We start from the raw sequence: 23,207 nt of genomic DNA, 5'->3' as shown, positions 1-23,207 counted from the left end.
TTTCTTTTCTGCCAATTTATGTGGAGGACGGAGCAGGCGTGAACGCACCCTGCAGGCAGTCGCCGAACCCTTTGTGGTGATGCACTGCTTTGCAGGTGTTTTTTTATGTAAGATGGAATTATATCAATTATAAGAATATTTTGATCGTTTCTGCGAAATGTACCGCCGTACCAGGGAGAAACCTGAGTATACTGACTAATCTGAGAACGTACGGCATCTGCCAGGTCGATAGCTTCCCTTGATGAACCTATAAAAGTATTTGGTTTCCTTGGAGTCGACACTGGCAGCAGTTTCTTTTTACGATCGAGTAATAATTACTTATTATACTATTAGAGACACGAACTGGAAAAGCCGCATTCTTATAATAGATATTAAGGGTAGGGGTGGTTCCTCCATTCCAAATAAGGGTTTCAACACACTTCCAAGGTATTCAATCGAAACTCAAAAAGCTCGACCTATCGGGTAGCCATTCACGCAGAACAAATTTGTCTGGATAATGCCTGTATCGAGTCCTTCTTTTCCCACTTAAAGACAGAAAAAATCTATTTATCAAACCCTCGCATACTATCTGAAGCGAATCAAGTACATAGAAGATTATATTTTCTTCCAAAACCATAATCGTTTTCAGAAAAAGCTTAGCGACCGCTCCCCGGTTAAATACCGGGAAACGGTCGCTGCCTAAATCTTTCTATTTGTACTCTTCTCCACTGGGCGGGGTTATGACGATTTAATCAGGCTTTGCTAATTTTTCTGTAGTTTAACCGATGCGCTTTGCGCCCAAATATCGGGGGCCCCAATACGAATTGCTCAGGCTGTCGATTTTGACTCCGTAGGAATCGGTCGACGAAATGAACTGGTTGTCACCCACATAGATGCCTACATGTGACGGTCCCGAGGAATACGTGGCAAAGAATACAAGGTCTCCGGGCTGCAGATCAGTGACCGGTGTGCCTTCCGAATACATATCTCCAGTGGTGCGGCCCAGTTGAATACCTTTTGTATTCTTAAAAACATAATTCACAAAACCGGAACAGTCGAACCCGCTTGGACTGGTACCGCCCCAAGCATAAGGCGTGCCGATCAACGATTCAGCCGTATCAATCAACTGAGAAGATTTGGCAGCGTTTGACTGCTTCCAATTCGCCTCGTTTTTAGCAGCCACGTCTGCCAATATTTTGGCGGTTGTCGGGCCCACTTTGCCTGTTACTTCAATTCCGTTGTCCTTTTGGAATGCTTTCACGGCACCTTCAGTCAATTCACCATAATAACCAGTGTTTGAAGGATATGTGAAATATCCCAAAATCCGTAACTGCTGCTGAATCGCAGTCACTTTATCTCCTTGTGACCCAAACGCCAGAATATTCTCCGATGGCTCTGGAGTGGAAGCGGGAGCTGATTTTGTATCAGGCGATGCGGTTGAAGATTGTGACGACGTGGTTTGTGATAGCGTCTGTTTCGTTACATCCGGTAACGAAGATGCTGCGGATGGCGTCGATGAAGGTGATGGTTCTTTCACCGTTGACATTGTAGTCGATGCTGACGCCGCTGTGTCGGACGACACCGTTTGCGCGTTTGCGATGCCGAGGGATGCAGAAAAAACAGCCCCCGCAAAAACTAGAGATGCCAAATGCCTATTCAACGCGACTCCTCCTGTTGCCTCCGAGGTTAGTTGTCGGGTTCGGGTTGAGGTCCCCTACACGTGTGTGATTCACCCCAAAAAATAGTTCCCCCGTACTGACAGTTGTCAGATTCGGCAAATTTTTTCTTACTCTATTAAGTTATCAGCTATTTTGTCGAACTTCAATAGACTTTTGCCGTAATAACCTAGTTCTTTCGGCCTATTTTCTGGATTTGATCCAATTTGTGAGATCTCCCAATACCACCTCTTGCTCCGGTTCGTTTAGCAATTCGTGATAGAGTCCCGGATACAGTTTTAATGATCGGTCCACTACCGTAAGCCGTTCCGCGAATACGATGGCCGCTTCCGGATCCACGAGCCGATCCGCCCCCGCCTGCAGAATCAAGAGGGGGTGTTTCACAGATCCTGCCTGCAGCAGTGCATCTTTCATCGCTTTCTGTAGTTCGTGATACCAACGCACGGAAACGCGAAACTCCATATTCGGGTCCTGCCGGTATTGGCTGGCAACCGCCTCCGAGCGGCACACGTCGTTCGCTCGAATACGGTTTGGTATTCGCAATTTTGGTGCAATTCGCAACAGCAGTTTCGCCAACTTCTGCTGCCACTTCGGAACCCGCATTCGCAAACGCAGGCAAGGAGATGTCACAACAGCACCCCGAATCGGCAGTTGCTCGGCATTCGGATGCTGCAAAAGCCGGATGGTGACAAGCCCTCCCATCGAATGACCCAACAGAAAAATCGGCCGATCGCCAACTTCCCGACTCACTTCCAGCAGCCAGTTCTTTAGACAATCTACATACTGCTGAAACTGATCAATATGGCCGCGTCTGCCGCCCGACCTGCCAAGTCCGGGCAGATCCCCCGCAAAAACAGCGAACTGACGATTTCGCAAAAATTCAATCACATGCTGATATCGGCCGCTGTGCTCACCCGCTCCATGCACGATCAGAACCGCACCTTCCATCGGACCCTGCGGCAACCATTTTTGAAAAAAGAGTTCCTCCTGCACGCATACTTCCTCCACAGTGTGACTTAGGCACCTCGCACTTCAGCACGACATAGCACGACTTGGCATCTTTGATGCCTAAGCGTGACTTGTGCCCTTTGGGTACATAGCACGACTTGGCATCTTTGATGCCTAAGCGTGACTTGTGCCCTTTGGGTACATAGCACGACTTGGCATCTTTGATGCCTAAGCGTGACTTGTGCCCTTTGGGTACATAGCACGACTTGGCATCTTTGATGCCTAAGCGTGACTTGTGCCCTTTGGGTACATAGCACGACTTGGCATCTTTGATGTCAAAGCGTGACTTGCCCCCTTGCGGGGATCTGTACAACTAAGGCAACTAGTTGCCAAGTTGTACATCATGCCCTTTGGGTACTTGCCTTTGACAATATTCGATCTCCACTCACAAAACCCTGCTAAAAAACTGATGTTGGACCAATTAACGCAAAAAGACAAAAAAACAGCAACCGGACAATAAAATCCGGTTGCGCACTCTATTTGTCAGGTACTATTGCATTTCCGCCAATGCTTTTTGATCAAGCAGAATGATATTTCGTTTTACCACATCAATGTAGTTCGCAGCCTTGAACTCATTGAGAATTTTACTGGTGGTTTCGCGTGTCGATCCGATCAGGCTGGCCATGTCCTCATGCGTCAGACGGATGCCGATTTGCACCCCGCCCGGAACAATTTCACCATGCAGGTCAGCCAACTTAAGCAGCAAGCGGGCAAGTCTTGTTTGCACATCATAAAAGACGAGATTTTCCAGCTGTTCCTGTGCTTCTTCCAGCCGTTGCTCCACAATTCGGGCCAACCGCAAAGAGACGGTCGGATTGCTGGAAACGATTTTTTCAAATTCATGTTTGTTGATGGCGCAAATATAGGCGTCATCCAGCGCCTCTGCGTAATATTTACGCGGCTCGTCTCCAAACACCGCGCTTTCCCCAAAAATCGACCCCGCTTCCAATATGACAAGGGTAAACTGTTTTCCTGTATCCGATAAACGCGAAATTCGTACCCGGCCTTTCTTCAACAAATAGACCGCGTTGCTTGGTTCGTCAGGTGTAAAAATATAATTCCGTTTTTGGACCACCGTCGGTTGACTCCCCTTGCCAAGCTGGTCCAATTCTTGTTGCTCAACACCCTCGAATAATTGATAATCACTTAATTCACACACCGCACACAAACTGGACATCCTCTTCCCTCCTTAGCGAGACCCGATGGCTATGCCACCATAGCGACCCGGCGGCTACATAGAGTGACTTGGCGGCTACATAGAGTGACTTGGCACGTTCAGGCAAAGCAGAGACTTACCCTGCGGATCAGTGCTTCGCCATCTGGAAAGATCTGTTTCAGTTTACCGTACCATATTTTAAAGGAATCTGACAAGAGGCCTGAGATTGTCTTGTTCCCCCCACACACCCGAAAATCCGCCCAGATTAATCGCCTTCAAAAATTTGTCCGAGCGGCATCCGGATGGCCCCCGGTCGACGAGCCGCTTCCAGCAGATCTTCCTCCATCAAGATGCGCATATTTTGCGTGGCCTGGTCTTTCACGTATACAACATGATACGCATCAGGAGCAAATTGAGATAAAACCTTTAACAGTGGAGTGTTCGCCGTAGCGGCCAACGATCTTACAGGCAGCGGCCGTGCAAACCGCTGTCTGCGTTTTGCGTCAAGGAAACGGATCGTGTCATACTGGATCTGTTTACGCAATTGCCAAGCTGCCGTTAACAAAAACGCTCCCAAGGTGACCATCCCGACCTGAACAAACCCTGCCCACAGCGCTAGCAGCCCCAGGCTCATCAAACAAGCGGACAAAACAAACGCCATCGTAATCGCCACCACAGTCGCTTTTTGAAATCCGAGAGTACAGGAATAAGCCGCTCGTAAAATTCTGCCTCCATCCAGCGGCAAAGCAGGCAACAAATTAAAAAAAGCGAGCATGAGATTGATTTCCGCCAGATAGGAGGCGGTCGCATCATGGATCCAGTTCAATTGCTGGAGAAGAATTACGAGAAACAAGATCAGAAAATTCGTCAACGGACCCACAATTGCAATCACAGTTTCATGCTTCGGATGCCATCCGAGTGACCCGTGTTCCAGTCGCGCCACCCCGCCAAACGGAAGAATCTCAATTGTTTTTACACGGTACCCGTAAGAAACAGCCGCTGCCACATGCGCCAACTCATGCAGCAGCACACAGCCAAACAGCAGAACCATCTGCTGAAAATACGGCGTCCAGTAGGAAAGTGCCATCAGTCCAACAAAAAGGGGATGAACTTTCCACCGCATCCCCTTGTACGCTGCCATGTTCACTGTTTTTGCCCTGCCCGCAGCAGAATTTCCTGCGGATCGATCGGTTTGTCTTTTACAAAGTAGGCAAAGTACAGATTCGAGCTTGCGGTTTTTGCCGTTTTCCCGATTGTTTGACCCGTATAGACCCAATCCCCCGGCTTGACAGCGACCGATTCCAGATTGCCATAAAGCGTCTGGCCTATGCTGCCGCCATGGTCGATCACTACATAAATACCATATTTATCGTTTTTATCAAACGTTTTCACTTGCCCTTTGGTAACCGCTCTGACTTCTGCCGCAGGCCCTGACTGCAAAAGAATAGCCGGGTAATTGACAGCATCGAACGATTTTAACTCTTTGAATTCATTTAATGGTGTCACATACGAAACCGCTTCGATGCTGGTGGCACTGCCAGATGTTGCGGGAACAGCCAGACGGCTGTCCAGATGTGATGAAATCCAGTCGGTGAGCGCCGTATAGTTTGTCTGGTTGGTCATCACTGTACGAACGATTTGCTGCGCCCGCAGCGCCATCGGATGATTCGATTGAAACACGACGAATACGACCAACACCAGAACGGCGGCCAAAATTACCTGGATCATGATGCGTCCGCTTTCCCTTTCATCCGTCTCGTCACGATCATAACGATCTCGATCTCTCTGTCCGCGCGCATCATACCAAGGTCCTTCCCAGCGGGAAGGAGCCGTTCTTCCATACGATCCGATCCCTTTATCGAAACGAAACGGACGCTGCAGCTCCCTTCCCTCCTGATCGCGCAGCCCCTGATATATCGGGTGTGAAGGAGGCGGGAAGTTTGCTTCCTCCTCTTCATCCCATGATTGCGATTTTTTCACCGGTTTTCCCTCCTTGTCCAAACGTGCGTGGTATATCTTATTCGAGTCTGGACAAGGATATGACGCATTAAAATTTGATTTTCTTCCGATGATAACCGACATTCAAGACAAGCCCGATAGCCAGCATACTGGAAAGAATGGAACTGCCTCCGTACGACATAAGGGGTAAGGTGATCCCTGTAATCGGCATGATGGACATGGTCATCCCTACATTTTCAAATACCTGGGCCAGAAACATTGACAACACGCCCGCTACAATCAAAGCACCCATCGAGTCGCGCGCCTCCCGGCCGATTTTGATCATCCGCCAAAGCAGGGCAAAATAGGCCGCCAGCAGCAGACAAGCGCCTGCGAATCCCAATTCTTCCGCTACCACGGAAAAAATAAAATCGGTATGTCGTTCCGGAATCCAGGCCCCTTGTGTTTGGATCCCCTTAAATATGCCTTCCCCCCAGATTTGCCCAGCCCCAATCGCCAACATCGATTGGTGCAGTTGGTAGCCCGCTCCCATCCCCGTTTCCCTGATTTGCGGATGCAGAAACAATGTCAGCCGCTCCCATTGGTACGGATGCACCAGTTTGAAAAACAGCTCTTTCTTTACGACAAAAAGAGCGGCAAACGTGCCTGCCGCCAGACTACCGACCGCCAGCAGCGCTGCCGCCTGCTTCCGCCCGATGCCGCGCGCCCACAAGATTCCAAATGCGATCGCGCTCATCATCAGCGCCGTTCCCAGGTCGGGCTGTAAAATAACCAAAAAAACGGGCAATCCGGCGACCGACAACGCCTGCAGCAATTGCTTGTTGGATAGCGCCGATTCCGTATTTTCCAGAAGGCTTGCCATTGTCAAAATGAGAATAATCTTCATCAGTTCAGCCGGTTCCAGACGGAGCGGACCGATTTGAAACCAACTTTTTGCACCGTTCGTCACCGCGCCTGTCAAACTGACGAGCACCAATAAACCGATTCCCACGAAATAAAGCTGCTTCCAATGTTGTGTATACTCGGCGTAATCGATCCGCAGCGAGTAAAACAACACGCCAAATCCGATCAGGAACCAAACCGATTGGCGAGCGTAGAAATAAGAAGGATCTCCGGTCAGATTGACGTGCGAGGCACTGGCTACCATGACAACAGATCCGACCGACAATCCGGCCACAATCGCAACCATCAGCCAATCAATATCGACTATCCGTTTGTTGGCTACCCGTTCAATCACGATCTCACCCCACGACCGAAAAGGAGGAATTTGGCTGAAAGCCAAATTCCTCCGTTGTTTCCAGTATGCCCAGTGGAGAGGCCGTTTACTTGCCGAATCCGACCATTTTTTTCAGTTTGTCAAAAAATCCGGTTTCCTCCTGCAAATTCATCAAGGGCACCGAATCCCCCAAAATCCGTCGTGCCATATTGCGATAGGCGAGTGACGCTTTCGAGGAGGGATTCATCACGGTCGGTTCCCCATGGTTGGCCGCCGCGATGACATGTTCATCATCCGGCACGATTCCCAACAGATCAATCGCCAAAACGGACACGATTTCGTCAATGTCGAGCATATCGCCCTGCCGTACCAAATGCGGTCGGATCCGGTTAATGACCAGTTTCGGGCCGTGCAGTTTTGCCTTTTCGAGCAGCCCGATGACCCGATCTGCGTCCCGTACCGCCGCGTTCTCCGGGGTGGTGACAACGATCGCCTGATCCGCTCCCGCGATGGCGATCTGGAATCCTTGTTCGATGCCAGCCGGACAGTCGATCATCACGAAATCATAGCTTTCTTTCAATTCCTGCACGACTTTTCTGGCTGCTTCCGGATCGAGTGCCGTTTTGTCTTTCGTTTGCGAGGCAGGCAGCAAACTTAAATGATCAAACCGCTTGTCCTTCACAAGCGCCTGTTCGAGACGGCAGTTGCCTGTAACCACATCCATCATATCAAACACAATTCGATTCTCCAGCCCTAACACTACATCCAAATTGCGAAGCCCGATGTCTGTATCGACCAGGCAGACTTTTTTCCCAGACAGGGCGAGCGCTGTACCGATATTGGCGGTAGTCGTGGTTTTCCCCACGCCACCCTTGCCGGATGTCACAACAATTGCTTCCCCCATGCCAGAACCTCCTCTCACTTCTTTAACCGAATGCTGTATAAGTTGAACATTTTCTCAACGGCCATCTGTCCGTTTCGCAAATAAGCAAACTCCATTTCTGCCGCTTCGGAACGTATATCCGACGTATCTGGCGAACGCGAAATCACCGACCCGATACGCAGTTGAGTCGGCTGAAAATAGACCGCTCCGATCACGGCCTGCTCGTTTCCGCGGCAACCGGCATGGGCAATTCCACGCAGCGCGCCCATCACATAAATATCTCCGGTGGCCAACACCTGTCCGCCGGGGTTCACGTCGCCAATAATCGTGATGTCCCCGTCGAATTCAATAGATTGACCGGATCGGACCGTTCCTCTGTGCAAAAAAACATGAGGCGGCTTTGGGAATTCTTCTTCCAACACCGAATGAAAACCTTGAATGACCAGATTTCCATATATGCTCAACAATTGACGGATCTGTTCTTTCTGTACTTCATCAAAAACCCGTCTTCCCGTTTCAATCGTGACTCGTATAATCGGACCCGATAACAGCTGACTTTGTGCGCCGTGCAGTTTTTCCTGCAAGTCTTCAAGAATTTCTGCGAACGAACACTGATCGTCAAAAAGAAAAACCAATCCATCACGGATGCCTTTAATTGTTACCGCTTGTTTGACTGTACGAGGCATCTCGCAGCCGGGTTGATCCTGCATTTCAGGTCCTCCTGTCTAGATAGCAAATAACGCGACGTACAATCGTACTTATTCGCCAAATTAGCGGTTTTTTCCTTCCGAAAAAAACGCGTCAAAAATTTTTCTTGCAATCGGCACGCTCGAATCGGACCCATGACCGCCCTCCGGCACAATCACCGCGATCGCGATCTGCGGATTTTCGAAAGGGGCATAGCCGACGAACAACGCGTTGTCTTCCCCGCGTCCGGTTTCCGCCGTCCCTGTTTTGCCAGCCGCCGTATAAGGAGTTCCAAGGAATGTGGAATACGCCGTGCCGTAAGGTTTGTTTACCGCATCGCGCATTCCTTCCCGAATCGTTTGCAGCCAATCTGACCGAATCGACACTTCGTTTAGCACCTTTGGATCGTTTCGTTTGACCAGTTTCCCATCAACTGCCCGAATTTCTTTTACCACATGCGGCTCCATCCGTTTACCGCCTGTGGCCAGCGTACCCACATACTGGGCGAGCTGCATGGCGGTGTAGGCCTGATTTTGTCCAATTGCGGCAAACGGCAGGTCGGCCAACTGTCCTGTAGTCTGAAAACGGCCCTTTACTTCCTCGCCCAGATCCACTCCTGTCGGGACGCCCAGTCCGAATTTCCGGTGCGTATCACGAAAATATTGAATGGCCATCGGCAATTCGTTTTGCAGCCAGCGGGTCGCATCTTTCCCCGGGGAATAATTGCCCAACCAAAGACTGAGCTGGTACATGTACACATTGCAAGATACAGCAAGCGCCTTGCGTGCATCCACATCTCCATGCCCCGAGTGGTCCCAGCAATAAAAGTAGTGCGGATCACCGTTTGTTTCCCATCCGATCTGCAATCGTCCCTGATCGAACAAAGACTGATAAGATGAAACGATCCCTTTCTCCAACGCCATCAAAAGGGTCAGCGGTTTGACTGTGGAACCGGGCGGAATCGGCACCTGCAAAGCCCAATTTTGTTGGGCTGGCTGAAAGTTGCGATAGTCGGACGGCGAAATGCCGCCCACCCAGATGTTCGGATCAAATCCAGGATAGCTCGCAATCGCCAGCACATCGCCTGTTTGCGGTTGAATCGCAACAGCGGCCGCATGAGACACTTTTTTCTTCTTCGGGTCGGAGTTAATCCGTTGCACTTGCTCACGCAGGGCTTTTTCAACGGCACTTTGCAGTTTGAGATCGAGGCTGACAATTAAATTGTGACCGGGAATGGAAGCTGTTTCCCTGACAGAAAAGCCTCCGCCCGGATTGCCGTTTGACTCGATCAAAAGCGCCCCGTCTCTGCCTTTCAGGAAGCTTTCATACTGTTTCTCCAACCCATAAACGCCCACTTGGGCATCAAGCGAATACCCTTTCTGCCGGTATGCGTCCCATTCTTCCGGCGGGATGGAATTCAGATAACCCAATATGTGGGCAGCCACCCGCTTTTGCGGGTATTCCCGTTTCGATTCGACAATAATTCGAAGGCCAGGCAGTTTGTCCTGGTTTTCCAGCAGCCAACTGGTCTGTTTCGGATTCAAATCAAATGCCAGGCGTCTTGGAAGCGTAAAGGGGAGCTTCGGCTCTTCCCCCACATCCATCGTTTGCAGCACCTCATTCGGCTGTTTCCCTAAAATCGGAGCCAGGAGTCGAGCCGTTTCGGCTGCCCGATTGCGTCCTTCCACCGGCAGGTAAATGAGATTGAACACTCGCACGTTGCGCGCCAACAACGTTCCTGTTCTGTCCAAAATCTGCCCTCTTGGAGCGGTTAGCGGAAAGTGGTCAATCCGTTCCCGTTCGATTTTAGCCCGATACATGGTGCCGTGTGTCACCTGCATAGCAAAAAGTCGAAGCAGCAGGGCAACAAACGCCGCAACTACCACGACTTTCAGTAAAAACCAGCGAGTTTTCCGCATACCCGATCGATGTAGCAAAGGAACACCCTCCCTGTTCGGTCAGCGTTGTTCCTCCCCCAATCTCCAGTCTTCGTTTGCCGGCAGCCATCGTTCCGCAAACGGATACAGAAGCAACCCGTAAATTCCGTTAAAAATCATCAAACGCACCGCATGTGTTAAAACAACCAACAAATCGATCCGCAGCCGGCCGAAGATGGTGGCAATTCCGTAATTCAGGAATTCATACCCGACCGTCATGCCAAGCACCATAAATAACAGCATGATCAGGCTGCGATTCAGGAATACCCGGAACAGCGCGCCTGAAAAGTAGCCAACAAGCGCCAACGAAAACGTATGCATGCCGATCAGCGTACCATATACCACGTCCTGTACCAGGCCGACCATCAGACCCAATACCATCGCCAACCGTTGATTGCGAAAATAGGCGATAAACACGGTTAATACTACCGTCAAGGAAGGCTGCACCCAGTTGAACGGTTTCTGCACAAACAGAGTGGCTTGCAGAATCATTGCGAATAACAGGACAAGAAAAACGTATATCGGCCGCATCCCGTATCCCGACCTCCTTATTGCCCTTTTGCCGGAGTCGAGTCACGTTCCAGGTAAAACACGACCTCCAGTCGATCGAGATTGGCAGTCGGTTTTAAAATCGCCTTTCTGGTTAATCCGGTATCTTCTAACGCAACGGATGTAATCGTGCCAATCGGAATCCCCGGCGGGAAAATATCTGACAGATTGGATGTGACTACCGTTTGCCCTGCGGCAAGCCGTGCTTCGCGATCAATCAGTCCCATTTCAACCGCTCCCGGGCTGGAGCTGGATCCGTTCACAATGCCGACCGCTCTGGTTTCCTGTTCCATGGCGGAAATCCCCATCCGGTTCGTATCGGTAATCAGCAGCACTTTGCTGCTGAATTCGCCAACTTCCATTACCCTGCCGACCAGGCCGCCTTCTGGCGCAATCACCGCCATATCTTTTTTGACCCCATCCTTCTCCCCTTTGTCAATCACGATGGAAGAATTCCACTTGTCCGGAGAGCGTCCCGTCACGTTCGCCGGATACATTTTATAAGGACGGGATTTGTCCCCATCCCGGAAATTAAGCATCGTCTGCAGTTGTTTATTGCGCTGTTCCGCCTCTTTAAGCCGTGCATTGAGGGTTGCATAATCCCGCAGATTTTCCTTTAAAGCGGCATTTTCCTGATACAGAGAAAAGATCTGTTCCACATCATCAATAAATCCGGACAAGTGGCTGACAGGGCGATAGACCAGGCCTTGCATCCAGGAAGTGACATCAATCAGAATTTTTTCCGGCCAAGTAACATTCGCCCGTTCCCGCACCGTGAACGATACAAGAACTGTAAGCAATATTAAACTGATAAGCAGCGCCAGCAACCGTTTGTTACTGAAGAATCGGGCCACCCGTCACCCACATCCTTTTCTCTGTCTACGTATATCGTTATTAACGCGAAGAACGTTTTTTGGAAGTGAATCCGGTCCGATTTTTGAACAAATGAATCAAATCGAGCGCTTTTCCGGTTCCCAGGGCCACACAATCAAGCGGATTTTCCGCTACAATCACCGGCATGCCGGTCTCTCTCGCCAACAAACGGTCGAGATCCCGCAGCAGAGCGCCGCCTCCCGTCAGGACAATTCCACGGTCCATAATGTCGGCAGCCAGTTCGGGCGGTGATTTTTCCAGCGTGATTTTAACCGCTTCAATAATCGAATTGACCGTATCTTCCAGAGCTTTTGCAATCTCTTCGCCGGAAATGGTCAGTGTTTTTGGCAGGCCTGTTACAAGGTCGCGCCCCCGGATATCCAGTGTTTCCTGACGACCAGACGCCATGGCGGAACCGATCGAAATTTTCAACTCCTCCGCTGTACGTTCGCCAATCATTAAATTATACGTTTTCTTGATATATTGAATGATCGCTTCGTCCATTTCATCACCCGCCACCCGAATCGAGCGGCTGGTCACAATCCCGCCAAGCGAAATAATCGCCACTTCGGTAGTTCCGCCACCAATATCCACCACCATGGAGCCTGTAGGTTCTCCCACCGGAAGCCCGGCGCCAATTGCGGCTGCCATCGGTTCCTCGATCGTGTAGGCTTCGCGTGCCCCCGCCTGCAACGTGGCGTCTTCCACCGCACGCTTTTCCACTTCCGTGATGCCGGATGGAACACATACCATAACGCGCGGACGACCGGAAAACACCGATTTTTTCTTGAGCGCCTGCCGGATGAAATGGCGCAGCATGGTAGCTGTTGTGTCAAAATCGGCAATTACGCCATCTTTCATCGGTCTGACCGCCACAATGTTGCCTGGCGTTCGACCGATCATCATTTTTGCCTGTTCGCCAACCGCTTCAATACCTCCCGAGTCGGTGCGAATCGCAACCACTGACGGTTCGCGCAGGATAATTCCTTTCCCTTTCAAAAAAACGAGTGTATTCGCCGTTCCCAAATCAATTCCCATGTCACGATTGTTTAACATGTCATATACTCCCTTCAGGCACAGTCCGGTGTGATGGTCTTAGATAGAATTAAAACAAGCCTTGTTCCTTTAAACTGACAAAACGCTGTTCACCGATCACGATATGGTCCAACACTTCAATCCCAAGAATACGGCCAGCCTCCGCCAGACGTTTGGTGACAAGAATGTCTTCACGGCTTGGAGTCGGGTCGCCGCTGGGATGATTGTGGATGCAAATAATCGAAGCTGCGCTCTTCTTTAGAGCGGTTTTGAAGATTTCTCGGGGATGAACGATCGAAGAATCAAGCGATCCGATCGATACGGTTTCTTCTGCAATCACCTGGTTTTTGGTGTCCAAATGTACAGCAATGAAATGTTCTTTCTTCTCAAAGCGAAGCCGGTCCATAAACAGATCCACCACATCCTGCGGATTGCGAATGACGGTTGCCGGTTCCCTGACCAAACGGGCAATCCGTTTTCCAATTTCCACTGCCGCTTGCACCTGCAGAGCTTTGGCCGGTCCCATACCGGCAATTTCGGTCATTTCCCGGATGTCCGCCTCCATTAAAGAACGCAGTCCTCCAAAGTGCGACAACAACTGTTCCGCCACCTGGATGACGGATTTCCCGTTTGTACCCGTCCTCAGCATTACCGCCAACAGTTCGGCATTGCTAAGGCTTTGGGCCCCTTCGCGCAGCATGCGCTCACGCGGCCGTTCCTCGGTCGGCAGTTCACGAACAAGCACCCGGTTGGATGCTTCCCTCTTCAAATTGACTCACCTCTTGATTTCCTCTGCCGTCTTTAACACATGAATGTCAAAGGAAGTTAACATCGAAGCAAGCAATTCCATAGGAAGTCCAACGACAGTGAAATAGTCTCCTTCAATACGTTCCACAAGTGTCGATCCAATTCCTTGAATAGCGTAGGAACCCGCTTTATCAAGCGGTTCTCCTGTTTTGACATACGCTTCAATTTCAGCATCGGAAAGCGGGCGCATATGTACCCGAGTCGCCCGATGGCCGACCGCTTGCTGCCCTGTTTTGGCATCGATCACCGCCACACCGGAATAGACCGTATGTACGCGTCCTTGCAATTGTTTCAGCATCTGACGAGCTTGCTGTTCATCTTTCGGTTTACCCAGCACGAGATCCTCTAGGACCACAATCGTATCAGCCCCGATTACAATCCCTTCCGAAAGCTCATTCGCTATGGCTGACGCTTTTCGAAATGCGAGGGTACGGACAATTTCATCAGGGGATAACCCGCTGTCGACCTTTTCATCTGCATCCGAGACCATCACCTGAAAGGACAGTCCTACACCGGAAAGCAGCTCGCGGCGGCGGGGTGAACCGGAAGCGAGCACCAAGTTCCGCATGCGCATCACCTACTATTTTTTGAGATCCACCAGCCTAATACCAATCCGATTAGGCTTGCCAAATTTAGTTTGACCTGTAAATCGAGATCATATTTGACAAATACTAAATCTCCTGCCGGATGCCAGTCAATCGGTGTCCACGCATCGGTCAACCACCCGAGATGAAACGCTTTTCCCAACAATTGTCCCGCCAAAGTACCCAACAGCAAACCTGCAAGCAGGATCGCAAATCGTCGTATGTTGGAGGATGATCTCGCCATAATCATACCCCCTTTGTACCTGCATGTCCACTTGCAACCGAATATGTTGCGAGTTATTTCGACAAAAACATTTCGACAAAACAGACGGCAAGTCCTGCTAAGGAAATAGAAAAAAGCTCGTTCAACATTCGGAAATGTTTGGACATACTGGAAGTGAACGGGAAAGAAGGAGTATGGAACATGCTGCAACATCTTTTGGCTTGGTTAGGCGGGCTTGGTATCCATATAACCAATCGAAGACAGATGCATCTCCGGGAAAACTGGCGATCCATCCGATTTTCTGGCAAACAAATCGATGAACTTAAAAAACGGGCTCTGCAATTGGCTGATTCAAACGTTTACCGGTCGTTTCCCCGCCAGTTGACGGAACAGGAAAACCGGCTGGTTAGCCGCATTGATCGAATCACCTCGCAGAAAAACCGCAACAACGTGACCCGAACAGAAGCCTACCGACAGATTTATTTTCAGCATCCCGAACTGCATTGGGCATTGTTGGCGCATATGGTATCACGCAACGGCGGTTATCACATGACCGACCTGCGCGGCGAATTGATTCCGCGCCTGCTTTCGGCAGACGAAATCGAATCGTTTTTCCAGTCGTTGGAACGGGCCAACAGCCTGATTTTTCATGACGCCTATCCGCAACTGTTGCTTTATGCAGAAAGCGTTCGACAGCAGAAAAATTATTTCCATCTGCTGCCTGCGTTTGGCGTTTCGCGATTCATGATGCCTGTCTGGGAGGACTTCCTGGCGACACATGACTCCCGCTTGCTGACGGTCGCCTTAATCATTAACGAGCAGCATTATATTGAACGGCGGGTGGTGAAGCATCCCCATTTTGCAAAACATGTGTACCAGACGCTCGAATTTCAGGCACAGGCGCTGCTGCAGTTGACGCAGATCGTTTTCCCTTATTATCGGGATTCCCGGCAAGAAATCGAGTTGGCAGGCGTCACCGTCGAGCAGTTCACTGAATTGCAGGAGCGCATTGGAATTGGCAAAAGCTTATACAGCATTCTGTTTGGCATCCAAGAGGTGTATCGGGGTGCGCTGCAGCTTGCCAAACAGGTGCCCCATACCGGGTCAAGGGCCGATTTTTGGCCGCATCTGTTTTCAAAAGAGCGCCGACATACAGGGGATTATAAGGAACAGCGGCTGCTGAATTGCCGTTTAAAATCGGGCGCGGCGCTTTTTTACAGCCCCGAACTTGCATCTGCCTGGGACGACCGCCCATTTGAAGCGCTGGAACAATCTGATTGGTTTGCAGATACGCAGGCGCAGGTGTTTGATTTTTTCGAACCGTTTGCCCCACCCGCTGCCTGCAGCATGAACCATCTTTTTTGTCTGGGATTAAATGAATTGGAAGCTGCTGTCGTGGCGAAAGAGAGGTTCGCTTGAAAAAAAGGCTGCCCCTCTCTCATCATTTCATTATGTTTGCGCCGTGTTACCTTATTTTTGCAGGGCCAACTGTAAACGGGACCCTGCAATGCCCGGTGATGTCATTTCCATCGGATTCAAAATGACGTCCAACTCTTCTTTCGTCAGTATACCGCGTTCCAAACAAACTTCCCGCACGGAACGCCCTGTTTCCAGTGCCTCTTTGGCGACCGAAGTGGCGGTTTCGTACCCGACGTGCGGGTTAATCGCCGTTACAATCCCAACGCTTCTTTCCACAAGTTCTTTGCAGCGTTCCACGTTGGCCTGCAGCCCTTCCACCAGATGGAGGGTAAACACTCTTACCGCATTCTGCAAAATCGAGAGTGACTGCAGCAAATTAAATACCAGCACAGGTTCCATCACGTTTAATTCTAACTGCCCGGCCGACGACGCCAGACAAATCGTTTGATCGTTGCCCTGAATCTGGAAAGCCACTTGATTGACGACTTCTGCCATCACCGGATTTACTTTGCCGGGCATAATCGAGGAGCCCGGCTGCCGCGGCGGCAGTTTCAACTCGGCAAATCCGGTGCGCGGACCGGACGCCATCAACCGAATATCGTTGCAGATTTTGGTTAGATTGACCGCACAGATTTTCAAGGCGCCAGATACTTCTGTATAGGCGTCCGTATTTTGTGTGGCATCGACCAAATTTTCGGCGTGCGTCAAGTCCAATCCGGTAATTTGCCGCAGGTGTTTCACCACTTTTGCGCTGTATTCGGGCATGGCGTTTAACCCGGTACCGACAGCCGTTGCCCCAATGTTGATTTGACGGAGATTTTCCAGCGATCGTTCAATTCGTTCGATGTCACGAGCAATGACCCGAGAGTAAGCGGTAAATTCCTGCCCCATTCGGATCGGCACTGCGTCCTGTAAATGAGTACGGCCCATTTTGATCACCGAGTCGAACTCTTCTGCCTTCCTTGCAAACGCGTTCTGAAGCCCGGCCAACGATTCCAGAACACCTTGCGCCAGCCGGAGGGAGGCGATCCGAATAGAGGTCGGAAACACATCGTTGGTCGATTGCGCCATGTTAACATGCGTATTGGGCGAGCAGAGCAGGTAATCCCCTTTCTTGCCGCCAAGCAGTTCAATCGCCCGATTTGCGATTACTTCATTCGTATTCATGTTCATCGAGGTTCCTGCCCCGCCCTGAATCGAATCCACAATAAAAAAATCATGCAGCTTGCCCGATATCACTTCTTCCGCTGCTTGAATAACAGCGTCCGCAATCTCTTTTTTGAGTGTTCCGATTTCCTGATTTGCCATGGCCGCCGCTTTCTTGACTGTCGCCAAGGCGCGAATCAATTCCTTATGAGGCGGAATTCCTGTGATCGGAAAATTCTCAACCGCCCGCAACGTCTGAATTCCATAATAGGCGTCAAGCGGAACCTCTCTTGTTCCTAACAGATCCTTCTCCGTTCGCACTGCTGCCATATACATGTCCCCCTGCCAAGCGTCGGATTTGATGTAGGTAGCATGCCCAGGAGACCGTTTGAAAATTACGGTATTCCTGCAAACACCGCCGTATTATGGGAGCAGGTAGGCCAGCAGTTGCTCATAATCGACAACGGATTGCGTCAAACTTTTTTGCACGTCGAGCAGACCTTTCCCGGCGGTTAGCGCTTGTCCCGAATCGATCAACTGCTGATTCATGTCATCCAGAAGTTTCAGTTCTTCTTTACGGTTCGCTTTTTCAAAAACGGCCCGCGCCAACCCCGCCTGATCGGCAACCGACTGAATCCGTTTGTTCCAGGCATCCGCCTCCTGTTTAGCGGGAGAGGATTGGTTCGCCAACGTGATTCCATCCTTTATCACCTGCACATACTGGGTCAACACACTCGACAATGTAGCCGCATCTTTCATGGCGACGTTTTGTATGGCACCTTTTTTGGCTGTTATCTGATAGTCCTTTCCGTAATTGGGGACACCCAACTGCTGCAACCGATCCGCCAAAATCTGGGCCTCCGCTTTGCTGGCGGCTACTCCCGCCCAAAGTTGAAGTTTATCCGCGCGATGGACCACCGGTTTGAGACCCAATTTTTCAAATTCGGCCATCCCTTTCGCCGCGCTGTCCAAATTTGAGTAAACACCCAGTTGATAGACATACAGGTCCATTCCAGGAAAGCTTTGCGCTGTCGCAGACGCTGACGTGGCGGAAGGTAAGGGCCGCACGGTCGTTACAGTAGGCTGTTGCATGGGAGCAGGTGTGTTTTTAAAAACGTACAGAATCCCGAACCCCAGTATAAGTCCAGTACAAGCGGCCAAGACCATCGGCATCAGCCAAACACCGTTCTTCCAGAAAGATTTCATCCGCCGTTTATCAGACGGGTTCCGATCGATTGGCAACTCCTTACGATTCCGCGTTCCGGTAAATTCAAACGGTCGCCGATCGCGAAACGGTTTCATATCCATCTTTTTTCTTTGCGGGGGACGAAAGGTAAATGTCATACGGGACTTGTCCATTCCGGCTTCTCCTTCCGCGCTCTATCATTTTTAACTAATGTATGACATTTAGCCCGAACATATGATTCTCGCAGCAGAATTCATAGCAATGGCAGGCTAAACAATATAGAGAATTGAAGAAAAGAAGCTGCTATAGGATATTCACAAATTTATGCTCATGGAACAAGGGCGGTTGGGGCTGATCCCCGAAAGAAAGGGGTGATGCCATGACGGTTTATGAGGCGATCTCCCTCATGATTTCTTTCGGTGTGTTGGTCGCTCTATTCCTGTCGGGAAAGAAAAAGAAATAGACCGCCCTTGAACTGACAACTCAGCGGTCTACTCTGCAACGCTTTGAGTCACCCCCCAAAGGGGGCAACTATTGTATAACGGGTCACCCGGCATTTCACCCTAGCCATGAATGCCTTCCCGATTTTCAATGGCTGTCGCCCACGTGGGAGCCGTTTTTTCAGTTTCTCCAGATACTCCTGCCGCATCTGCGGCATCGAGGATTGCGAGTACAGGTCAAGCAATTTTTCATACGTATCGCAATAAGCTTGCCATCCATCGATGGATGGCTTCGTGCAGGCGGTTATTCGATTCGATTATTCGACGATATACACGGTGACTTGACGACGTCCGAACTGCAGTGCATCTCCCATCGAGTTAAATACGAGATCAATTCGATTTCCCCGAATATCTCCGCCCGTATCCGCCGCCAATGCATACCCATATCCTTCAATGTACAATTTGGTGCCAAGCGGTATTACGTTCGGATCGACAGCTGCAATGCCATATTCGGCAACCCGACCGGTCGCCGTTCGTCCGCCTCCGACATAGCCGGTGGCCGACATATACATTTGCCGCGCAGCCGCAAATGATTCGCCGGAACGGGACGCCACCACCATCGGTTTTGTTCCGTATGCAACTACTGCGTTGACAGGTTCTTTGATCACTTCTTTATCGACATGACGTTCTTGTTCGATTCCATTTTCCATTACAATGCGGGTTGTCACTTTTGCTAACCCTTCCACACCGGGCGTCAGCGTTTTTTCTTGCCCCCTGATTATACTCTGGTCAGGCTGGCGTTCGGTCTGAAAAGGTATGGGTTCTTCTGTTACTGCAACTTGAACTTCGCGTCTTGTAATAGAAATCGTCTGATTGGCGGTTGGAACGGAGGAGAGTTCCACGTTCACCCGGTCTTCTTTGCCGAGTTGGATACCTGCCTGTTTAAGCAAATCTGCCACCGATGTGGCTGTCGTAACCAGCTTTTGCGGTTGCTTGTCGCCGTCCTGAATCGTTACTTCACGGGCATGTCGTACGATGATGCTCATCCCGTCAGCCACCTTGAAGTTTTTGGGCGGTTGCACCATATCCTGTCCACCGGCAGCAATACCTTGCTCATGCAAGAACTGTTCGATAGAGCCTCTAAAAAAACCGGAAACTCGCTTGTTCTGACCGTCAACGTTCAACTGGACCGTCTTATGCAGGGATAGTGCCGTACCGCTTCCGGCTGCAGTTACGGTCAGGGCTGCCGCCAATAATGAGATTGATCTTCGACTGAATTTACTCACCCGATCACTCCTTAGCTTTTCATTCCCCCACTAGTTAAATTTTCCATAGACCTAATTATTAGTATATCGGATGAAAATATTGGTTACAAGTCCAAAATTTTTAAAAGTCTTAAAAAAGGCTTCTACCGAAGCATATTCAAGGAAAAGCAGCGTCTAATAGAGGAAGCCTTTTTCGACAGCCGAAAGTATAAAAATGGTGATGGAATATCACATTTTTATACTTTCTAAGCTGTTAAAAAAAGACAAGAACTTCCAATCGCTTGTCCGAATCTGCTGCGAACATCTTCGACTATCTATAAAATCCACCATTTCCTGTCGCCTGAAAACAAGGCGCCTTAAGAGGCCGCCAGCGCCTGTACCAACTGTTCCGCCACTTTGTAGATGTCGCCCGCCCCCATCGTCAAAATCAGGTCGCCCGCCTGTTTATGGTGCAGCAAATAGCCCAACACTTCCTCTTTTGTTGCCAGAAAACGGGTCGGTATCCTGCTGTTTTGCGCGATCAGGGCAGCCAATTTTTCAGATGAAATGCCTTCAATACGCGCCTCACCAGCCGGGGAGTAGATGTCTGTCAACACCACTTCGTCCGCTTCCGCGAATGCACGGCTGAATTCCTCAAAAAAGTAGAAGGTGCGGGAGTACCGCTGCGGTTGAAAAACAGCAACTACCCGTCTGCCGCTTGCTTTGGCGGCAGCGATCGTAGCTCTGATTTCAGTCGGATGGTGGGCATAATCGTCGACTACCAACAGCTGAGGGGTATCGCAGTGGACTTGGAACCGGCGTTTGGCACCGGTAAATTTTTTCAGGGCGGCCGCAATATCTGCAAACGAAACGCCCGCCTCCAAGCAAACAAGCGTCGCCGCGAGCGCATTGTACACATTGTGAATACCCGGGATCACCAGTTCCACAGTACCGAGCGGCTGTCCTTTCCGAATCACCGTAAAGCGGGAACCGCGCTGCAACAAAGCGATTTGATCGGCTGTCATCTCCGTTTCGGCATAGAGGCCGTAAGTTAGTACATTCCTCTTTGCATCTGTCAACAGTTCCCGCACAACCGGATCATCCCAGCACGCTACAATCGCACCGTCGACATCCAAATTCGAAAAGAAGCGGCGGTAGGCTTGTTTCAATTTTTCAAAATCGCCGTCATAATTCTCCAAATGGTCTGCCTCAATGTTGGTGACCACCGCATAGTGCGGGCGGTAATGGATAAAGGAACCGTCGCTTTCATCCGCTTCTGCAACCAGGAAAGGTCCGCTGCCCGCCCGCGCGTTATCTCCCACGTTCGTCAATACGCCGCCGATAATATAAGTCGGCTGTAAATTGGCTTCCTGCAAAATATAGGAGATCATTGAGGTGGTGGTGGTTTTGCCGTGAGCGCCGGATACAGCAATGCCGGTACGTTCTCCCATTAATTTAGCCAACATCTGAGAACGGTGCAGGACCGGAATGCTCGCTTCTGCAGCCGCCAGGAGTTCCGGATTATCTGGTTTGACAGCTGTTGAATACACTACGCAATCAGCGCCTGTTATGTTAGACCGGTCATGTCCGATGTAAATGGTGGCACCAAGCAACTGCAGCCGGTCGACCGCCTCCTGCCGAGTTACATCGGAACCTGAAACCTGATATCCAAGATCCAACATCACACGCGCAATCGCACTCATTCCATAACCGCCAATTCCGACAAAATGAACATGTTGTGGCTGATTCACCCGATGTCATCCTTTCCCGCAGACAAATTGTCTCGCTTCCGAAATCGTATACAGGGAGCCTGTCACCAGGACGATATGCTCCGGTTTTGCCGAATCCACCGCATCCTTAACCGCATCCGCCACCCGTGCAATCTGTCGCAGCGGGACATCCGTCCGTTCGCGCAAAAATGCGGCTACCTCTTGTACAGTAGCGGCCCGCGGCGTATTCGGGGCAGTAACCACAATGGACTCAGCAAATGGCAAAATCGGATCCACTACACCAGGCAGCAGTTTATCCTGCAAAATCCCAATCACCAATCGTACTTTCCGACCTTCTAACAGCTCACCCAGCGCATTTGCCAAAGCGTCTGCCCCATGCGGATTATGGGCGCCATCAAGCAGCACAAGCGGTTGTTGACCTGCAATTTCCAAACGGCCGGGCCAGCGCGTGTTTTGCAAACCTTCCCGGAGCGCCTGTTCGCTCACGGGCAGCTGACCGTTTTTTGCAAGAAGCAGCACTGCTTGGACTGCCAATGCGGCATTTTGGCATTGATGTTCGCCAAGCATTGCAATTTCCAATTGTTTAAATTCACTATTCGCCGACCGAAAATCGAATGCCTGCCCCGCAAGCGAATACCGGAGACGGTTATACGTAAAATCGCGGCTTAATACGAACAGGGGTGCCTGGGCCTCTTTGGCGCGTTCCGCTATGACCTCCAAAGCGGGCGACACAGCGGCCGTAATCACCGGTATGCCATTTTTTACAATACCTGCCTTTTCGGCTGCAATCGCTTCGATCGTAGGCCCCAACAGCAACACATGATCCAAGCCGACGTTTGTAATAATGGAAATCAGGGGTGTTACGACGTTTGTCGCATCCAACCTGCCGCCAAGCCCTGTTTCCCATACGACAAGATCTGTCTTCTGTTCGAGAAAATAAAGAATGGCCAATAACGTAATCACTTCAAATTCGGTAGGCTGCCCCAATTCCGTTTCTGAAATTTCCCGGATATGCGGCTTCAGCTTTTCGGCGCAAACAGCCAGTTTTTCTTCTTCTGCATCTCGCCCGTTAATCGAAATCCGGTCATAAAAATGCATAATGTAAGGAGATGTGTAACGGCCCACTCGGTAACCCGCTTGCTGATAAATCGAGGCCAAATAGGCGCAGGTGGAACCTTTGCCGTTCGTCCCCGCCACATGGAGAAAACGCATCTGCCGATGCGGATTGCCTAGCCGCTCAAGCAGCGCCTCCATTCGTTCCAACCCCAGTTTGATGCCCCATCTTCCGTCAAATCGGGGAAAACTTGATATCCATTCGAGCAGCAATCGCCATCAGTCCTTTATCGTATTCCGAAAGTGATTCATTTGATTCTAATTACAAGGTGCCACCTCGCTATTGGTGGCACCCTTGACTTTCGTACGAGCACCCCCACTGGTGCGTTACGGCCTCTGTACAGTCCGCTGCACATC

The 23,207-nt window shown here is 50.4% G+C and carries 23 protein-coding genes and 1 riboswitch; of the genes, 3 read left to right on the top strand and 20 right to left on the bottom strand.

The window, feature by feature from the left end; genetic code table 11:
* Positions 1–544: 544 nt before the first annotated feature.
* Positions 545–682, top strand: a complete 138-nt coding sequence (locus tag skT53_RS19055) for an IS3 family transposase (protein WP_404828943.1) — start codon at positions 545–547, stop codon at positions 680–682.
* A 75-nt stretch (positions 683–757) separates the two neighbouring features.
* On the opposite strand, the gene skT53_RS18330 is transcribed toward skT53_RS19055, so the two are convergent.
* The 15 genes from skT53_RS18330 to skT53_RS00275 form a co-directional block, all read right to left on the bottom strand.
* Entirely contained in the window at positions 758–1,639 is an 882-nt protein-coding gene (locus tag skT53_RS18330) for a C40 family peptidase (RefSeq protein ID WP_226375293.1), read from the bottom strand.
* A riboswitch (cyclic di-AMP (ydaO/yuaA leader) is annotated at positions 1,640–1,766 on the bottom strand. It lies immediately after the preceding gene.
* A gap of 72 nt (positions 1,767–1,838) precedes the next feature.
* On the bottom strand, positions 1,839–2,648 hold the full coding sequence (locus tag skT53_RS00340) for an alpha/beta hydrolase (RefSeq protein WP_200759251.1): 810 nt from the start codon (positions 2,646–2,648) through the stop codon (positions 1,839–1,841).
* A 505-nt stretch (positions 2,649–3,153) separates the two neighbouring features.
* Positions 3,154–3,840, bottom strand: coding sequence for a Crp/Fnr family transcriptional regulator (locus tag skT53_RS00335; RefSeq protein WP_200759250.1), 687 nt, complete (start codon positions 3,838–3,840; stop codon positions 3,154–3,156).
* A gap of 244 nt (positions 3,841–4,084) precedes the next feature.
* On the bottom strand, positions 4,085–4,942 hold the full coding sequence (locus tag skT53_RS00330) for a M50 family metallopeptidase (RefSeq protein ID WP_200759249.1): 858 nt from the start codon (positions 4,940–4,942) through the stop codon (positions 4,085–4,087).
* 20 nt (positions 4,943–4,962) lie between these two features.
* Entirely contained in the window at positions 4,963–5,799 is an 837-nt protein-coding gene (locus tag skT53_RS00325) for a M23 family metallopeptidase (RefSeq protein ID WP_200759248.1), read from the bottom strand.
* A gap of 67 nt (positions 5,800–5,866) precedes the next feature.
* Positions 5,867–7,015, bottom strand: a complete 1,149-nt coding sequence (gene rodA, locus skT53_RS00320; protein WP_200759247.1) for a rod shape-determining protein RodA — start codon at positions 7,013–7,015, stop codon at positions 5,867–5,869.
* An 85-nt stretch (positions 7,016–7,100) separates the two neighbouring features.
* Positions 7,101–7,898, bottom strand: a complete 798-nt coding sequence (minD, locus tag skT53_RS00315) for a septum site-determining protein MinD (protein ID WP_200759246.1) — start codon at positions 7,896–7,898, stop codon at positions 7,101–7,103.
* A gap of 14 nt (positions 7,899–7,912) precedes the next feature.
* On the bottom strand, positions 7,913–8,587 hold the full coding sequence (locus skT53_RS00310) for a septum site-determining protein MinC (RefSeq protein WP_200759245.1): 675 nt from the start codon (positions 8,585–8,587) through the stop codon (positions 7,913–7,915).
* A 60-nt stretch (positions 8,588–8,647) separates the two neighbouring features.
* The gene (gene mrdA, locus skT53_RS00305) at positions 8,648–10,501 is read right to left on the bottom strand and encodes a penicillin-binding protein 2 (protein WP_200759244.1); all 1,854 of its coding nucleotides are present in this window, start codon (positions 10,499–10,501) and stop codon (positions 8,648–8,650) included.
* Positions 10,502–10,522: 21 nt separating this feature from the next.
* The gene (gene mreD / locus skT53_RS00300; protein ID WP_200759243.1) at positions 10,523–11,032 is read right to left on the bottom strand and encodes a rod shape-determining protein MreD; all 510 of its coding nucleotides are present in this window, start codon (positions 11,030–11,032) and stop codon (positions 10,523–10,525) included.
* Between the two features lie 17 nt (positions 11,033–11,049).
* A complete protein-coding gene (mreC, locus tag skT53_RS00295; protein ID WP_200759242.1) occupies positions 11,050–11,904 on the bottom strand; it encodes a rod shape-determining protein MreC in 855 nt (284 codons plus the stop codon).
* Positions 11,905–11,944: 40 nt separating this feature from the next.
* Entirely contained in the window at positions 11,945–12,979 is a 1,035-nt protein-coding gene (locus tag skT53_RS00290) for a rod shape-determining protein (protein WP_200759241.1), read from the bottom strand.
* A 49-nt stretch (positions 12,980–13,028) separates the two neighbouring features.
* Positions 13,029–13,727 (bottom strand): RadC family protein, encoded by a 699-nt coding sequence (gene radC / locus skT53_RS00285; protein WP_264175986.1) that lies wholly within the window; start codon positions 13,725–13,727, stop codon positions 13,029–13,031.
* Positions 13,728–13,733: 6 nt separating this feature from the next.
* Positions 13,734–14,333, bottom strand: coding sequence for a Maf family protein (locus skT53_RS00280; protein WP_404828915.1), 600 nt, complete (start codon positions 14,331–14,333; stop codon positions 13,734–13,736).
* Positions 14,334–14,338: 5 nt separating this feature from the next.
* A complete protein-coding gene (locus tag skT53_RS00275) occupies positions 14,339–14,593 on the bottom strand; it encodes a DUF4321 domain-containing protein (RefSeq protein WP_200759239.1) in 255 nt (84 codons plus the stop codon).
* A 180-nt stretch (positions 14,594–14,773) separates the two neighbouring features.
* Between skT53_RS00275 and skT53_RS00270 the strand changes: the two genes are divergently transcribed.
* Complete coding sequence (locus skT53_RS00270; RefSeq protein WP_200759238.1) at positions 14,774–15,991, top strand: DUF2515 family protein; 1,218 nt, start codon at positions 14,774–14,776, stop codon at positions 15,989–15,991.
* 51 nt (positions 15,992–16,042) lie between these two features.
* Here the strand turns inward: skT53_RS00270 and aspA are convergent, their stop codons facing one another.
* Complete coding sequence (aspA, locus tag skT53_RS00265; protein WP_200759237.1) at positions 16,043–17,467, bottom strand: aspartate ammonia-lyase; 1,425 nt, start codon at positions 17,465–17,467, stop codon at positions 16,043–16,045.
* Positions 17,468–17,560: 93 nt separating this feature from the next.
* Positions 17,561–18,496, bottom strand: coding sequence for an SPOR domain-containing protein (locus tag skT53_RS00260; protein WP_200759236.1), 936 nt, complete (start codon positions 18,494–18,496; stop codon positions 17,561–17,563).
* A 206-nt stretch (positions 18,497–18,702) separates the two neighbouring features.
* On the opposite strand from skT53_RS00260, the gene skT53_RS19050 reads away from it, so the two are divergent.
* Positions 18,703–18,786 carry a putative holin-like toxin gene (locus tag skT53_RS19050; RefSeq protein ID WP_226375473.1) on the top strand — a complete coding sequence of 28 codons (84 nt, stop codon included), beginning with the start codon at positions 18,703–18,705 and terminating at the stop codon, positions 18,784–18,786.
* A 294-nt stretch (positions 18,787–19,080) separates the two neighbouring features.
* Here skT53_RS19050 and skT53_RS00255 read toward each other — a convergent pair whose 3' ends face one another.
* The 3 genes from skT53_RS00255 to skT53_RS00245 form a co-directional block, all read right to left on the bottom strand.
* Positions 19,081–20,049 (bottom strand): resuscitation-promoting factor, encoded by a 969-nt coding sequence (locus tag skT53_RS00255; protein ID WP_200759235.1) that lies wholly within the window; start codon positions 20,047–20,049, stop codon positions 19,081–19,083.
* A gap of 335 nt (positions 20,050–20,384) precedes the next feature.
* Complete coding sequence (murC, locus tag skT53_RS00250; protein ID WP_200759234.1) at positions 20,385–21,758, bottom strand: UDP-N-acetylmuramate--L-alanine ligase; 1,374 nt, start codon at positions 21,756–21,758, stop codon at positions 20,385–20,387.
* A gap of 6 nt (positions 21,759–21,764) precedes the next feature.
* Positions 21,765–23,063 (bottom strand): bifunctional folylpolyglutamate synthase/dihydrofolate synthase, encoded by a 1,299-nt coding sequence (locus skT53_RS00245; RefSeq protein ID WP_200759233.1) that lies wholly within the window; start codon positions 23,061–23,063, stop codon positions 21,765–21,767.
* Positions 23,064–23,207 lie beyond the last annotated feature (144 nt).

The sequence above is a fragment of the Effusibacillus dendaii genome, assembly GCF_015097055.1.
GTDB classification, from domain to species: Bacteria; Bacillota; Bacilli; order Tumebacillales; family Effusibacillaceae; genus Effusibacillus; species Effusibacillus dendaii.
The sequence above is the reverse complement of the archived record's forward strand: the minus strand, read 5'-3'. Positions and strand labels throughout refer to the sequence as shown.